The following is a 14,707-nucleotide window of genomic DNA, read 5'->3' on the forward strand; positions in this document are numbered from 1 at the left end:
AACGCTATCCCGCCGATTCGCAGCGTTACTTTCGCTATTTCTCCGCCAACACAGGCTCGGCGGCGACCGCCGGCGCAACCCACCTGCGGGTGACAATGTGCTCGGCCCAGAAGGAAAACACGGGGATGGTGCCGGCGAGCATCACGAGCAGCATCCGCTTGGGCGCCCAGCCCACCCGCCGGCTCAGATCGAACGTGGCAACCAGGTAGAGCATGTAGAGAAAGCCGTGGACCGGGCTGACCGCGGCTACCAGGCTCCCGTCGTGGCCGATGTATTTCATCGGCATGGCCACCAACATGAGCACGACGAGGACCACGCCGACGATCCAGGCGATGATCCGGTAGCGGGTGAGGGCTCCCTGCACGATCCACGTCCTTCTTACTTGATGCCGCTCTTGGGTCCGGGGTAGTCGCTCGGCCGGGCCCCGGGGTGGGCGCCGAGCCAGGCGAGATAGTCGTTGTAGGCCTCGAGCTCGGGGTCGGCAGCGGCAACAGCTTGCCTGCTCACGGCGCGCACCGGACGACGCACCGTCACTGGTGCGGCCGGGTCGGGAGTCGCGCTTTCTTCTTCCGTACGCGAAGAAGCGGGGTTTCGGGTCTTCAATTCCTGCTGCACTTCGCGGAACCATAAAAAGCCGACGAATAACGCGAAAAGCGGCCACTCAAAGGTGTAACCCCAGCTGAGCTTGTTCCCCCCGCTGGCCCGGGTGAACTGCCACCAGCCCAGGCCCAGGAAACCGACGATGAGCACGAGCGCGACCACGTGGCGCGCAATCCACGCCGGGGTCCACAGCGCTCTCATGCGTCGAGGGTACCGGCAGGTTTCGTCGGGCCCTGAAGGTGCTACCGCCGGGTTTGGCGATCAGGCGCACGGGCAACCCTGCAAGCACCGAGAGAGGGAGAGATCATGAGTGACTCCGAGGTCGGCGACCGCGTCGGCACCGAGCAGGGCATCGACCCGGCAGGGCTCGCCGACGACGACCTGATCCGCGAGCTCGGCAGTCTGCACCGCACCCGGCTAGCGACCCTGCGACACGGTCCCGAGGCCGCACTTGCCAACCACTTACGCCGTACGGCGGAGCTGGAGACCGAGTATCTGGCCCGGCATCCAGGCCGCGAGGTCGATCCGCACCGGCTGACCCAGGACTTCTGAGAGGAACCGGATGACCTCCTCGGTGCGCGCCCGGCTCGACAACCTGCGTCGGCAGTACGCCCCCCACGAGCACCGCCCGCTGGATGGATATGCGGCGATGATGGGCGCATTCGGCATCCTGGCGGGCACTCTCGGCGTCGCGGCGAAGGTCACCGGCCGCCCGGTGCCGGAGCGGCCGGCGGTCGCCGACATCGTGTTGATCTCGATCGCCACGCACAAGCTGAGCCGCCTGATCGCCAAGGACTCGATCACCAGCCCGCTGCGCGCGCCCTTCACGCGGTACGCCGAACCAGGCGGCAGCGGCGAGGTCAACGAGGAGGTACGCGACCAGGGCAGCAGCATCCGGCACTCGCTGGGCGAGTTGGTCAGTTGTCCGTTCTGCCTGGCCGTCTGGATCGCTACCGGCCTGACCAGCGGTCTGGTCTTCGCCCCGAAGCTCACCCGGCTCGCTGCCACGGTGTTCACCGCGACGGCTGCTTCAGATTTTCTGCAAATGGCTTACTCGGCCGCCAAGGAAGCTGCCGGCGACGCCTGACCCAGCCGCTTTCACTGTGGTCCAGGTCACATAGCCTTCAGGAATCGCCGCGGCCGGTCGAAGGTTAGGACCAGATGCCGGTGTGCCCAGTGTCCCCGGGCCTCACCCTTAGCCTTCGCGGAATACCGTTCGGCTGGAGCCGCGTTGAGCCTTCCGCCGCGAGGCGACCTGCACACCGGCATCCTTCTTCCGCCGCCCTCGGCCCCGTGCCGGGGGCGGCTTTTTCTATCTGCCAGCCGGAATATGTGGCGGCGTCCCGCGTGGGCGCCGTTCGCGTTTGGTGTCGGATTTCGGCATCCGCCGTCCGGGATTCCTTACCCGCATCGTTTTTGCGGCCGCAATTCTCGGGTACCGCTCGAAGCATGACTGACGATCGGGTGCAACGGCGCGCCGCTGACCTGCTGCCAGAGGAACGCGCCGCAGGCAGCGCCGACCCGCGGGCCCAGGCGGAGGCGATCCTGGCCGACTCGGACGAGCGTGAAGACACGCTGGCGGCCCCGCCGGGCACATTCTTAGAACACCGCGCATCGGCGCAGACGGTTACGCCCGTGGACGGCACCCGTTAGTGGACACCACTTTCGTGTTTCCGGACTCGCATGGCAATATCGGGCAAATGTCTGCCCCGGAACGGAGCACCGAGCGGCGTTCGGCGTCGCGCCGCACCATGCCGGCGACCGCCGCCACTTCGCCCGATCAAGGCGCGCTCGGCACTCGGGAGCAGTCCCGCGACAGCGCTGCGGCTGGCTCGCTGACCACCCCAGCCGACTCTGCCGCTTGTCCGGCGCCGGGTGGTTCCGCCGCGAGCCGTGCGCCTAGAAACGGACCGTCCGACAACCGTGCCCCGCAAGGCGGCCCGACCGTGAATCGCGCGCCACATGGTGGGCTAGGAGAGGGTATGGCAACCAACGCCGGCGTAGGTCGGGCTGAGGGCCCGCAGGCCGCAACGGACGACCCCCGAAGCCGTACGGCGGGCCAGCGTCGCCGTAAGCGCCGCGGCGGCCGTCGCAGCGGCCCTAACGCGCGCCAACCTGTCCGCCCGGTGCCCGGGAGATCCGAGCGCATCCGTGCCACGCGGGACCGCGTCGAAGGTGGCCGCTCGGTACGGGTCAGCGACAGTCGTCCGGCGCCCCATTCCGTCGAGGTGGCCGGCCTGCTGCAGGAGCTCTCTGCGCTGATGCTCAGTGCCGACGACGTGCCGCAGGCACTCAATCGCCTGGCAACCTTCACCGCAGGGGCAGTGCCAGGAACACTGCGCTGCTCAGTGGCGCTGATCGGCGAGGGTGGCCCGCCGACCCTGGCCGCCTCCGGTCCGCGGGCGCAGGCTCTCGACGACCTGCAACACGCCACCGGCGACGGCCCCGGGTTGGCGGCGGCCCGGACCCGCACGGTTGTCACCATCCCTGACCTGCCCGCCGATGAGCGCTGGCCTGACCTGGCCCGCTGTGCACGCCAAGAGGGCGTCGGCGCCGTCGCGGCGATCCCGCTCGACCTGCGCCGTTCGGCAGTGGGAGCGGTGACGCTGTTCGCCGGCCGACGCGGCATCGAGCCCGAGGCGCTCCTCACCGCTATGGCCGTGGTCGGCCAGGCTGAGCTGTTACTTGCTGAGGTTCACCGCCGCGCGGGCCAGTGCGCTGCCGCTGCCGTCGACCGCGCTGCCGGCGTCATCATCGCCCAGCGTGGCTGCGGCGTCCGCGAGGCGTACGACGTCCTCCGCGACACGTCGCAGCGACTCGGCCTGCCCCGCGAGGAAGTCGCCGAACGTCTCATCGCCGCAGCTGCGCGCAACGCCTGAGGCCTGCCCCTGATTCTTTCCGCCGGAGGGGCACCGCAGCGGTCCGGCCGTGGTGCGTGCGCCCGACCGAACCGCTGCGTGGATCCCCACAACTGGTGGTGAGTGATCGCCGCTACTTGGTGACGCTCTGCACGACCTCGAATTCCAGCAAGCTTGCGCCGGTGGCAACGGGGCGGCTGCGCTCGCCGGCGTGCGCTGCCCGGCCACTGCCTGCCGACCAGGCCTGGAAGTCCTCTTCGGAGGACCAGCGGGTGACGACGAAATAGCGCGTCTCGCCGGCAACCGGGCGGAGCAGGTCGAAGGACAGGAAGCCGGGGGCGTTTTCCACGGCGCCCTGCCGAGCGGCGAAGCGCTTCTCGAGTTCGGGTCCGGCGCCCTCGGGCACTTCGATCGCGTTGATCTTTACGACAGCCATGCCCGTTACGCTACCGCCGAACCGGACATGGAGAAGGTGCACGAGCGCGCACCCGACGCTCGTGCACCTTCTCGGTGTCAGTGCGCGGCTGCCGAGGCTGCGGCGTCGTCCGCTCGCTGTTGTTGGGCCGAGCGCTGGGACAACGGAATCTCGGGCAGGAAGAAGACGATGACGAGGCCGACCAGCATGACCGCCAGGGCCAGCAGGTAGACGACCTGGATGCCGTCAGCGAAGCCGACCTTGAACGGATGGGCAAGAGCGGCCGGGAGCTTGCTGATGAACGACGTGTCGCTCAGATCGCCGCCGCCGGCTGCGGCCGGAGCCTGGATGCCCACGTCCAGGTAGGCATCGCGGATCTTCGAGGGCAGCACGTTGAACAGCACCGAGAGGAACACGGCGGTGCCGAGCGTGCCGCCCATGGAGCGGAAGAACGTCACCGAACTGGTCGCCACGCCGATCTCCCGCGGTGACACCGCATTCTGCACCGCGGTGATCATCGGCTGCATGTTGCCGCCCAGGCCGAGACCCATCACAACCATGATCAGCATGACTTTCCAGAGAGCCGTGTCCGCGCCGATCGTGGCGAACAAGCCCAGCGCCGTAGCCATCAGGATGCTGCCGATGATCGGGAAGATGCGGTAACGGCCGGTGCGGGCGATGAGCTGGCCCGAGGCGATCGAGCCGGCCATGATGCCGACCACGAACGGGATCATCTGCAGGCCGGCGACCGTGGGTGAACTGCCCTTGACGATCTGCAGGTAGAGCGGCACGGTCATGAGCCCGCCGAACATCGCCATGCCCAGGATCGTGCTGGAGATCGAGCCCACCGCGACCGTGCGGTTGCGGAACAGCCGCAGCGGCAGCAATGCCTCGTCCTTGTACGCCCGCTCAGCCAGCACGAAGGCCACGATGCCCACGCCGCCGATCACGTAGCAGGCGATAGCGCGGCGCGAGTCCCAGCCCCAGTCCCGGCCCTGTTCGGCGACGGTCAGCAGCGGCACAAGACCGACGATGAGGGCGAGAGCGCCCGGCCAGTCGATGCGGTGGTCGGTGCGGTGGTGGGGCAGGTGCAGCACTCGGGCGACCACGACCATGGCCGCGATGCCGATCGGGACGTTGAGGTAGAAGACCCAGCGCCAGCCGTCGATCCAGAGGATCTCGTCGGCTCCGGCGAAGAAGCCGCCGAGGATCGGGCCGATGACACTGGCGGTGCCGAAGACCGCGAGGAAGAAGCCTTGGTACTTGGCGCGCTCGCGGGGCGGCACGATGTCACCGATGATCGCCAGGGCCAGCGACATGAGGCCGCCGGCGCCGATGCCCTGGATGGCGCGGAAGGCAGCCAGCTCGTACATGCTCTGGGAGAGGCCGCACAGGATCGAGCCGACGATGAAGATGCCGATGGCGAACAGGAAGAACGGTCGACGCCCGTAGATGTCGGAAAGCTTGCCGTAGAGCGGCGTGGAGATCGTCGAGGTGATGAGGAACGCCGTGGTTGCCCAGGCTTGCAGGTTGAACCCGTTGAGGTCGTCGGCGATCGTCCGGGTGGCGGTCGCCATGATGGTCTGGTCGAGAGCCGCGAGGAACATGCCCATCATCAGGCCGGCCAGCACCGTGAGGATCTGGCGATGGGTGAATTCCCCGGTGGGCTCGGCGCCTTTCGCGCCTGACCCGGCCGCCGCCGCAGCGGTGGTGCTGGATTTGGTCACGTGCTCTCCCGTGCTGATCCGGCTGGGTCGGTGCGCAAGTGCGCCTCGACGGAGCTGTTGAATTCTTCGAAGAGGCCGGCGAACGCGCGGACGCGCTCGGGCGGCCAATCGCTCAACGTCTCGCTGAGCAGGGCGTGCCGCGCCTTGTGCAGGCGCGTGCAGGCCGATCGACCGGAGTCGGTGACGGCCAGCCGCGACGCGCGTCCGTCGGCGGGGTCGGCCTCCCGTCGGGCGAGGCCGGCCTTGACCAGCTGCGCTGCCTGCCGGCTGATCGTGGAGGTGTCGGCGCCTTTGACCTCGGCGAGGTCGGTGACCCGCAGGGGACCCAGGTGGTTCAGCGGGAACAGCAGCATGAGGGCCGAGAACTCGGCGCCGAGGTCTCCGGTGTTGAGCATGCTCTTGGCGCGTGCCCCGAGACGGAAGAACCGCTGAAGTTCGTCGGCCAGCCGTCCGGTGGCGTCGTCGCCGTCTGCCTCCGCCATTCACACCTCCCCGCCAAGATGTGTGCAGCCTACAACTTGTTGGCTGATGCAGGTATTGTGTTCCGCATCTCCCATACCGCTGTGACCAGCGATTCTGTTTCCTCCAGCGCCGCCGGCACCGGCACCGTGTACTCCGCCCGAGGGACGAAGAGCCGTCCGGGGAAGTACCCCCTTCCGGGGTCCCCAACCAGGATCAACGCACCCGCTGCCGCGGACTTGCGCAGGGCGGCGGTCATCCGGTCGGCGACCGTGCGGGTGTAGAAGACGTCTCCGGCCAGCACGACGTCTGTCGGACCGGCCTCGGAGACGTCCGCCGCGCGGGCTCGGACGGTCACCCCGTTGGCCTCGGCGTTGCGCTGGGCCGCCTCGGCCGCCGCGGGATCGAGATCAAGGGCTTCGACGCTCGCGGCGCCGGCCCGGGCTGCCGCGATCGCCGCGACGCCTGAGCCGGTGGCAACGTCCAGGACCCGCTTGCCCGCGACGAGCTCCGGGTGGTCCAGGACGTAGCGGGTGAGGGCCTGGCCGCCGGCCCACACGAAGGCCCAGAACGGCGGCGGGGCATCGCTGGAGAATTCGCCGCCGGCCGCGTCGAATAAGCCGCCGCCGGCGAGGTGCAGAGAGATCTCCGGAGCCATGGGTACGGGTAAAAGCTGCGTATGCACCCCGGAATTCTCGGGTCCGGAGCGACAGGGGGCGGGTGCTTTTCCCCGTACTGTGGATAACGGTTGGTGATTTGTGGGGGTTTAGCGTGGGATCAGGGCGTGACCGTGGCGTGTCTCACCAGGCTCAGCGGGCGCCAGACTCGCCGCGGCCTTGTCCATGATCGCTTGGGCCTGCTCCGACGCGGGGTCGAGGCCGAGCGCCTGTGCCGCCAGAGAGTGCGCTGTCTGGGCATCGCCGATCGCGGCCGCGTGGCCGGCCGCTTCCAGGAGAGCGGACATAACCCGTACGCGGTAACGCTCGCGGGCGTCGGCGGCCCAGCCCGGCTGCTCGACGTCCTCCAGGAGCGGACGGGCGGCCACATGCGCGGCCGCGGTCAGCGGGCGCAGCGCACGGCGCGACGACCGGCCGGACGCGGCGGCAACCAGTTCCTCGAAGCGGGCGACATCAACGCGTACTTGCTCGGCCACCAATGCGTAGCCGCCACCGGCCGTCGTGATGATCGAGTCGTGGGCGGCGGCGTCCGGATCCAGCCGCTGGCGTAGCAGCGACAGATGACCCTCCATCGTGTCCTCATGCGCGGCCGGCGGGCGGCCATTCCACAACAGCTCCACCAGCTCGTCCTTGCGCAGCGCGCCGTGCAGCGCGAGAAGTGCCAGAATCTGCTGGGGCTCGGCGCCGCCGAGGTCGTCGCCGGAGAGACGCACACCCCGCGTGCGGACCTCTAGGCGACCGAAGAGCTGGATCTCGTACATGAGATAACACCCTGGCCGGGGGACGGTCGTGCGACAAGCCACCGCCGCGGTGGAGAGCACCCCGAAAGCGAGGGGTGGGTTCCGCCGAAGATACGAGTTTCGCCCGACCGCTCGGCCTCATCCGCCCGGCGGCCGGTCACCGCGGTCGGCTTGGCTCGGATGTGCTGTCAGACTGTTGGTACGCCTTGGCTACGAGACACCGGCACATAGACTTCCAGCGCTGACGGATCAGGAGGCGTGAATGGTGAGCGAGGCGATCACGGTGCTCGTGGTGGACGGGCATCAGACGTTCGCCGAGCTGCTCGGTGTAGCGCTGGCCGGGCAGCCGGAGCTGCGTTACGTGGGTCATGCGCGGACAGGCGAACAGGCGATCCGCATGGTCCAGGAGCTGCGTCCGCACGTGGTGCTGCTGGATCCGGACCTTCCGGACGCGGATGGGATCGCCATCGCGGAGTTGTTGCGGCATCGCTTGCCGGACACGCGTTTCGTGATCCTCACGGCCAACAACGAATCCGCTCTGGTCGGACGCGCGACCGCGGCCGGAGCGTCCGGCTTCCTGTCGAAGAACGGTCCGCTCGGCGATGTGATGAACGCGATTCGCACCGCGCACGGCGGCGGGATGACCGTATCGACCGACATTCTTGCCCGACTGCTGCGCAGCACCGCCCCGGTGGTGGGTCCGCGCGCCGGTGGGCTCACTGCGCGTGAGCATGAGGTGCTGGTGCTGATGGGCTCCGGCCTCGACCCGCGGGCTATCGCTCGGCGGCTCGGCATCAGCGTGCACACGTGCCGTGGCTATGTGAAAGCGGTGCTGGGCAAGCTCGGCGCCCACAGCCAGCTGGAGGCGGTCGCGGTAGCCACCCGGCGCGGATTGCTGCGCCCCGATGGGCATCACGCAGAGTAGTTCACTCTCTCACTCATCCGCGCCGCCTTGGAATCCGTACCTCTCCGCGGAGCGCCCTTGAATCGGGTAGGGCGCCGCGGGTGGGAGGGCTTCGCGTGGAACGTGTGCTGGGCGATGCGTCCGATGTGTCCCGAACGCTGGGGAGTCTGCCCGCCAACTCGGGAGCTGACTGGGCTAATCGGGACAGAAGGGCGCTGAACCAGCGTTCCGGAGTCGACCCGGCCCACCGGCGACCGGCCGCGGATGGCGCGCTCCGCGATCAGTGGGAGGACAGCATGACCGACACCGGAAGCTGGAATGCTTTCGCCGCACCCACGGGGGGCGGTCGCCCGTCCGCTCCCGCGCCGGGTGGTGGTCACCCTGTCGTGCCTGCTCAAGGCGGCTCGTTCGGACCTGCTCAAGGCGGCTCGTTCGGACCTGCTCAAGGCGGCTCGTTCGGATCTGCTCAAGGCGGCTCGTTCGGATCTGCTCAAGGCGGCTCGTTCGGACCTGCTCAAGGCGGCTCGTTCGGATCGCCGGCAGCCACCTACCCGGCGCCTGCCTCCTCTCCGGGGTCTGCCTCCTCTCCGGGGTCTGCCTCCTCTCCGGGGTCTGCCTCCTACTCGGCACCCGCCTCCTATCCGGGGCCTGCTGAGGATCCGTGGCCGGACGGTCCCGCTGGCGCTTGGCCGGGTGGGTCCGCTGGCCCGTGGCTGAACGACCCGCAGCCTGGCCGGCCCATCGAGCCGCAGGTCGGACCTTCTGCCGGCCCGCAGTCGGGCGGTTACCAGCCGTTGCCTGCGAGCGGACACCAGCCGGGAGACGGCGGGGAGCGGGGCAGGCGGGAGCACCAGCCTGCGCCGAAGTTCGGGCCCGCGCCGCCCGCCACCGGTGGCCGGGCGACATTCGGCGTCACCGCGGGTCCGATCAGCGGCCATTGGCGCGACGGCGACCAGGACAACGATGGTCCGGTCGCGCCGCGTGGCCGCACGACCCCCGCGCCTGTCGCCGACGATGCGGCGCCGTTGTCTTCCACAGCTCACCTCGCACGTCCGAAGGCCGACTCGGCTTCCGTGCCGGGCTCGCAAAGCTCTTCCGTGCCGGGCTTGCAAAGCTCTTCCGTGCCGGGCTCGCATAGCTCTTCCGTGCCGGGCTCGCATAGCTCTTCCGTGCCGGGCTCGCATAGCTCTTCCGTGCCGGGCTCGCATAGCTCTTCCGCATTCGGGTCGCAAGGCTCTTCCGTGGCGAGGTCACACGGCGCAACGCCGTTCGAGGCTGCGCAGGGCGGGTCGCTGGGTGGGCCGATTCCGATGGATACGCCGGTCTCTGCCCAGGCATATCAGCGATTGTCTGACTTGTCGCCCACGGTGACTTCCGGCACCGGTGAATGGTTCGATGCCGCACAGCCGGCGCGATCGGTCTCGGCCGCATCGGTGCTCGATCGGTCCCGGAACCCGCACACTGGACCGTCCGCACCGGACCTGGATCAGCACATCGGTGATCTCATCGACGGCCCCGGCCGCGAGATCCGGCCGCACCGCGCCCTCAAGCACCCGACCGGGGCGACAACGACGATCACGGGCCCGGGTGGACCGCCGCGCCGCAGCCGAGCCGTCATGATCGCCGGTACGGCGCTCACCGCTGCAGTGCTGGTCGGCGGCACTGTCGCCGGCGTCACCTACTTCGCCGACGGCGGCAAGGACACCACCTCCGTGCTCGAGCTGGGCGTCGTCGGCAAGAACTCGCCGCGTACGGTCAGCGCGCTCACCGAAGGTCGGACCCAGGCGACGTTCGAGCTGACCAGCGCGGCGACCCGGGTCACGGTGCGCAGCGAGGACCTGGGCGACAACCTGTACCGGATGACCACCGCGGACGACTCCGGCGTGTTGCCCCGGGCAGCGGTCGAGCGGGACACCGTACGGTTGGCGCTCGAACCGGACAGCGACGGCGGCGCGCGGGCCGTGGAAATCGTGCTCTCCGCGAAGGTGACGTGGACGCTGCGTTTCGCTGATGTTGTCGACGAGCAGAATGTCGACCTGACCGGCGGCCGGATCGCGGGCATCGACGTCGCGGGCGGCGCGCGGCGGGCGGAGATCCAACTGCCTGCGGCGACCGGCACCGTGCCGGTGAAGTTCGCGGGCGAGGTGGACGAGCTAGCCATGTCCGCGCCGGCCGGAAACCCGGTCCGCGTGCAGGTGAAGGGCGGCGTGGGCACGGTCTCCGCCGGCGCCAAGACGCTACGCGACGTGCCCCCCGGCTCCACGCTCACGCCGAAAGACTGGTCGCGCGGTAACCGCTACGACGTCGAGGCAGCCTCCCGGGTGACCCTCTTGTCGATCAACTCCGCCCCGTAGGGCCACCCGGATCCGCGTTATTCGCTGAGCAGCACTCCGGGGTTCAGCAGCCCGGCCGGATCAAGCGCGGCCTTGATCCGGCGCATCGCTGCCACCTCCGACTCCGATCGGGACAGCGGCAGCCAGCGGGCCTTCGCCCGGCCGACCCCGTGCTCGGAGCTGATGCTGCCCCGGCGCGAGGCGACGAGCCGCAGCACCGCGTCGGTGACGTCCTCGGCCTGATCGCCCGCGCCGAGCACGTTGACGTGCAGGTTGCCCTCGCCGAGATGCCCGAAGATGATCGGTCGGGCGGCGGGCGCGGCTCCCGCAACCGCGCCGGGCAGGTCGGCGACCAGCCCGGCTAGTTCGCGCAGCGGCACGGAAACATCCAGCTTCACGGGTACGCCGGCGGCGCTGATCGCCTCCGTGTGCGTTTCCCGGTACGCCCAGAGCTTCGCCACACCGGTCACGTCGGAAGCCACCGTCGCGTCCCGCACGGACTCGCACTCGCCCAGCACCTCGAGCAGATCGTCCGTGGGATCCGTCCGCGCCGCACACTCCAGCACCACGTACGCCGGGTGCGGCTCGGTGAACGGGGCAGCGAGGTTGCCGTGCGTGCGTACCAATTCGAGGCCCTCGGCGAGGAACAGCTCGGCCGCTGCCAGCGCCGGAAGCCCGGCCCGCGCCGCGGCGAGCACGTCGAGCGCGCCCGGCACGCCGTCGACCGCGACCAGCGCGACGGCGCGAGCGGGTAGCAGCGGGACAAGGCGCAACCGGACCTTCGTCACGATCGCCAGGGTGCCCTCGCTGCCGGCGAGCAGCTGCGCGAGGTCGTACCCCGTGTTGTCTTTGGCGAGGCCGACCAGCCGGCTCACCACGCTGCCGTCCGCGAGGACGGCCTCGATGCCCGTCACCTGCTCGCGCATGCTGCCGTAGCGGACCACCCGGATGCCGCCCGCGTTGGTCGCGACCAGGCCGCCGATCGTGGCGGCCGAGCGCGCCGCGAGGTCCACACCCACGTCGAGGCCATGCGGCCGGGCGTGCTGCTGGAGACGTTCCAGCGTGACGCCCGCGCCCACGGTCACCTGTGCTTCGAGCACGTCCACCTCGTCGAGCGAGGTCAGGCGGCCGAGACTGAGCAGCACCTCGCCGCCGGCCGGGACGCCCCCACCCACCAGGCCGGTGTTGCCGCCCTGCACCGTGAGAGCCACGCCCGCATCCGCGCAGGCGCGCACCACCGCGGCGACCTCGGCGGTGTTGGCGGGCCGCACCACGCACCGGGCCTGGCCGGTGAAACGGCGGGTCCAGTCGGTCTCGTACTGGGCTTTCAGGTCGCCGTCGACCAGCACGTGCCGGTCACCGACGACCCCGCGCAGAATGTCCTCGAGGTCGCTCACGACAGCACCCTGAGCCGGACCGTCTGGCTCATGCCGCGCAGCTTGTCGAGCACGTCGGCGCTGTACTCGCCGCTGATGTCGGTGATCAGGTAGCCGTACTCGCCGCGGGTGCTGAGCAGTTGACCTTCGACGTTGACCTGGTGCTCGGCAAGGATGCTGTTGACCTGGGCCAGGACGCCGGGCATGTTGACGTGCACGTGCACGGTGCGGCTCATCTCCGGCTGCGCCGGCAGAGCGACGCTGGGCAGGTTGACGCTCAGCGTGGTGTTGCCCTCACGCACGAAGTGCGCGAGTTTGTTCGCCACGAAGTCGCCGATGTCGGCCTGAGCCTCCTCGGTGGACCCCCCGATGTGCGGGGTCAGGATGACGTTCGGCAGGCCGCGCAGCTCGGAAACGAACTCGTCGCCGCGGCCCTTCGGCTCCGTCGGGAACACGTCCACCGCGGCGCCGGACAGGTGGCCGTTGACCAGGGCGTCCCGCAGGGCCAGGTGGTCGACCACGATGCCGCGGGAGAGATTGAGGAAGATCGCCCCCGGCCGCATCCGGGCGAACTGCTCCGCACCGAAGAACCCGGCGTTGCCCGGCCGGCCGTCGACGTGCAGTGTGACCACGTCCGTGGTGGCGAGCAACTCGTCGAGGGAGCTGCACCGCTGGGCGTTGCCGAGCGCGAGCTTGTCGGCAGTGTCGAAGAAGGACACGTGCATGCCGAGGTTCTCCGCGAGCACGGAGAGCTGGGTGCCGATGTTGCCGTACCCGACGATGCCGAGCCGGCGGCCGCGGACCTCGTGGCTGCCGTTGGCGGCCTTGTCCCAGACGCCGGCGTGCATGAGCTCGTTCTTCTCGGTGAGCCGCCGGGTGATCGCGATGATCTCGGCCAGCGCCAGCTCGACCACCGACCGGGTGTTGGAGAACGGCGCGTTGAAGACGGCAATGCCGGCCCGGGAGGCGGCGCTGAGCTCGATCTGATCGGTGCCGATGCAGAACGCGCCGATGGCGACCAGACTGTCCGCAGCGTCCAGCACTTTGGCGCTGACCTGCGTTTTCGAGCGGATGCCCAGGAGATGCACGCCCGGAATGCGCTCGAGCAGCTCGGTCTCGTCGAGGGCGTTGCGCAGGGACTCGACCTGGAAGCCCTCCGTCTCGAGCCGGGACACGGCGTCCGGGTGAATGCTCTCGAGCAGCAGAACTCGCACCTTGGCTTGGTCGATCATCACTTTCCGTTTCGTGTCAGGGATCGATCGCCCGGGCCGCCACGCCGAAGCCCAGTTCACAGACGTCCCAGCCTAGTGCGCCGGAACGTCGGGGCCGGGGACGGTGTGTCCCGGGTCCCACCAGCCGGTCGCTCGTTCGTGACCTTGCCGCGGCCGGGGTTGCGCTGGTCAACTCGGCTCTGCGCGCCGGCCGCCCACCGCAAGGCTGGCAAGAACCTGACAGTCCGGGCCGCCTCGCCAAAAATGTCACACCCCCGCGGCAGGATGCCCCCATGCCTGCGAAGGGACCCGAGAAGAGATGAACGCACCGGCCATCGAGACCACCGGTCTCGTGAAGGTCTTCGGAGACAACCGAGCTGTGGACGGCGTCGACCTGACCGTCCCGCAAGGCACGGTGTATGGCCTGCTCGGCCCCAACGGCGCAGGCAAGACGACGGTGGTGCGCATGCTGGCCACCCTGCTGCGCCCCGACGGCGGCCAGGCCCGCATCTTCGGGCATGACGTGGTCCGGGAAGCCGACGCCGTTCGCAGCCGGGTCAGCCTCACCGGACAGTATGCGTCGGTCGACGAGGACCTCACCGGCACCGAGAACCTCGTGCTGCTCGCCCGCCTACTGGGCCACGCCAAGCCGGCCGCCCGCGCTCGTGCCGCCCAGCTGCTCGAGGCGTTCGGGCTCACCGAGGCGGCTGACCGCCAGGTGAAGAAGTATTCCGGCGGCATGCGCCGGCGCATCGACATCGCCGCCAGCATTCTCAACACCCCCGACCTGCTGTTCCTGGACGAGCCGACCACCGGCCTCGACCCCCGCAGCCGCAATCAGGTGTGGGACATCATCCGGGTGGTGGTGGCGAACGGCACGACAGTCCTGCTCACCACCCAGTACCTGGACGAGGCCGACCGGCTCGCGGGACGGATCGCCGTGATCGACCACGGGAAAGTGATCGCGGAGGGTACGCCCGGCTCGCTCAAGGCGTCGATCGGCGAGGGGACCGTGCACGTGCGGCTGCGCGACGCTGCCCAGCGCCCGGAGGCCGAGCGGCTGCTGGCCGGAGTGCTGGGCACCACCGTGCAGGCTGAAGCCGATCCGGTCGCCCTCACGGCCCGCGCGGGCGCGGGCGGCACGGAAAACGGCGCCGCCGAGCTGGCGTCCAAGGCGCTCGCCGCGCTGGCCGGTGCCGGCATCGTGGTCGACGACTTCTCCCTCGGCCAGCCCAGCCTGGACGAGGTCTTCCTGGCCCTCACCGACAAGCCCGCGGCCGCTGCCGATTCGTCGCTCACCGAGGAGGTGACCGCATGACACCCCCTGTGTCAACCTCACGCCGCTTGAGCGAGCGGCGGGGAGGTGGTGAACCGCGAGGCTCCGCCGTGTTTGGCGGGGTCGTAGGG

16 protein-coding genes are annotated in these 14,707 nt (G+C 69.7%); 7 read left to right on the forward strand and 9 right to left on the reverse strand.

Features of this window, described 5'->3' with window-relative positions:
- Positions 1-34 precede the first annotated feature (34 nt).
- Positions 35-364, reverse strand: a complete 330-nt coding sequence (locus ACIA1L_RS10835; protein WP_396072428.1) for a DUF3817 domain-containing protein — start codon at positions 362-364, stop codon at positions 35-37.
- 14 nt (positions 365-378) lie between these two features.
- Positions 379-801, reverse strand: a complete 423-nt coding sequence (locus ACIA1L_RS10840) for a hypothetical protein (RefSeq protein ID WP_396072429.1) — start codon at positions 799-801, stop codon at positions 379-381.
- 105 nt (positions 802-906) lie between these two features.
- Here ACIA1L_RS10840 and ACIA1L_RS10845 point away from each other — a divergent pair, with 105 nt between their 5' ends.
- From ACIA1L_RS10845 to ACIA1L_RS10860, 4 genes are all read left to right on the forward strand, one after another.
- Positions 907-1,152: a DUF6158 family protein gene (locus ACIA1L_RS10845; protein ID WP_396072430.1), complete on the forward strand. Its 246-nt coding sequence runs from the start codon at positions 907-909 to the stop codon at positions 1,150-1,152.
- Positions 1,153-1,162: 10 nt separating this feature from the next.
- Positions 1,163-1,687 (forward strand): DUF1360 domain-containing protein, encoded by a 525-nt coding sequence (locus tag ACIA1L_RS10850; RefSeq protein WP_396072431.1) that lies wholly within the window; start codon positions 1,163-1,165, stop codon positions 1,685-1,687.
- Between the two features lie 362 nt (positions 1,688-2,049).
- Entirely contained in the window at positions 2,050-2,253 is a 204-nt protein-coding gene (locus tag ACIA1L_RS10855; protein WP_396072432.1) for a hypothetical protein, read from the forward strand.
- A gap of 473 nt (positions 2,254-2,726) precedes the next feature.
- Positions 2,727-3,479: a GAF and ANTAR domain-containing protein gene (locus tag ACIA1L_RS10860; protein WP_396072433.1), complete on the forward strand. Its 753-nt coding sequence runs from the start codon at positions 2,727-2,729 to the stop codon at positions 3,477-3,479.
- Positions 3,480-3,591: 112 nt separating this feature from the next.
- Here ACIA1L_RS10860 and ACIA1L_RS10865 read toward each other — a convergent pair whose 3' ends face one another.
- From ACIA1L_RS10865 to ACIA1L_RS10885, 5 genes are all read right to left on the reverse strand, one after another.
- The gene (locus ACIA1L_RS10865) at positions 3,592-3,894 is read right to left on the reverse strand and encodes an antibiotic biosynthesis monooxygenase family protein (RefSeq protein ID WP_396072434.1); all 303 of its coding nucleotides are present in this window, start codon (positions 3,892-3,894) and stop codon (positions 3,592-3,594) included.
- 77 nt (positions 3,895-3,971) lie between these two features.
- Positions 3,972-5,600, reverse strand: coding sequence for an MDR family MFS transporter (locus ACIA1L_RS10870; RefSeq protein WP_396072435.1), 1,629 nt, complete (start codon positions 5,598-5,600; stop codon positions 3,972-3,974).
- Positions 5,597-6,082 carry a MarR family winged helix-turn-helix transcriptional regulator gene (locus tag ACIA1L_RS10875; RefSeq protein WP_396072436.1) on the reverse strand — a complete coding sequence of 162 codons (486 nt, stop codon included), beginning with the start codon at positions 6,080-6,082 and terminating at the stop codon, positions 5,597-5,599. Before ACIA1L_RS10875 ends, ACIA1L_RS10870 begins: the two co-directional genes overlap by 4 nt.
- Positions 6,083-6,111: 29 nt before the next feature.
- Positions 6,112-6,717 (reverse strand): class I SAM-dependent methyltransferase, encoded by a 606-nt coding sequence (locus tag ACIA1L_RS10880; protein WP_396072473.1) that lies wholly within the window; start codon positions 6,715-6,717, stop codon positions 6,112-6,114.
- Positions 6,718-6,825: 108 nt separating this feature from the next.
- Positions 6,826-7,497: a winged helix-turn-helix domain-containing protein gene (locus ACIA1L_RS10885; RefSeq protein WP_396072437.1), complete on the reverse strand. Its 672-nt coding sequence runs from the start codon at positions 7,495-7,497 to the stop codon at positions 6,826-6,828.
- A gap of 241 nt (positions 7,498-7,738) precedes the next feature.
- Between ACIA1L_RS10885 and ACIA1L_RS10890 the strand changes: the two genes are divergently transcribed.
- Positions 7,739-8,401 (forward strand): response regulator, encoded by a 663-nt coding sequence (locus tag ACIA1L_RS10890; RefSeq protein WP_396072438.1) that lies wholly within the window; start codon positions 7,739-7,741, stop codon positions 8,399-8,401.
- Positions 8,402-9,726: 1,325 nt separating this feature from the next.
- A complete protein-coding gene (locus ACIA1L_RS10895; protein WP_396072439.1) occupies positions 9,727-10,734 on the forward strand; it encodes a hypothetical protein in 1,008 nt (335 codons plus the stop codon).
- A gap of 17 nt (positions 10,735-10,751) precedes the next feature.
- Here the strand turns inward: ACIA1L_RS10895 and ACIA1L_RS10900 are convergent, their stop codons facing one another.
- Positions 10,752-12,110, reverse strand: coding sequence for an FAD-binding oxidoreductase (locus tag ACIA1L_RS10900; RefSeq protein WP_396072440.1), 1,359 nt, complete (start codon positions 12,108-12,110; stop codon positions 10,752-10,754).
- The gene (gene serA / locus ACIA1L_RS10905; RefSeq protein WP_396072441.1) at positions 12,107-13,321 is read right to left on the reverse strand and encodes a phosphoglycerate dehydrogenase; all 1,215 of its coding nucleotides are present in this window, start codon (positions 13,319-13,321) and stop codon (positions 12,107-12,109) included. Before serA ends, ACIA1L_RS10900 begins: the two co-directional genes overlap by 4 nt.
- Positions 13,322-13,619: 298 nt before the next feature.
- On the opposite strand from serA, the gene ACIA1L_RS10910 reads away from it, so the two are divergent.
- Positions 13,620-14,618 carry an ATP-binding cassette domain-containing protein gene (locus ACIA1L_RS10910; protein WP_396072442.1) on the forward strand — a complete coding sequence of 333 codons (999 nt, stop codon included), beginning with the start codon at positions 13,620-13,622 and terminating at the stop codon, positions 14,616-14,618.
- Positions 14,619-14,707 lie beyond the last annotated feature (89 nt).

It is taken from the genome of Actinoplanes sp. NPDC051859, assembly GCF_044452725.1.
Lineage (GTDB): Bacteria > Actinomycetota > Actinomycetes > Mycobacteriales > Micromonosporaceae > Actinoplanes.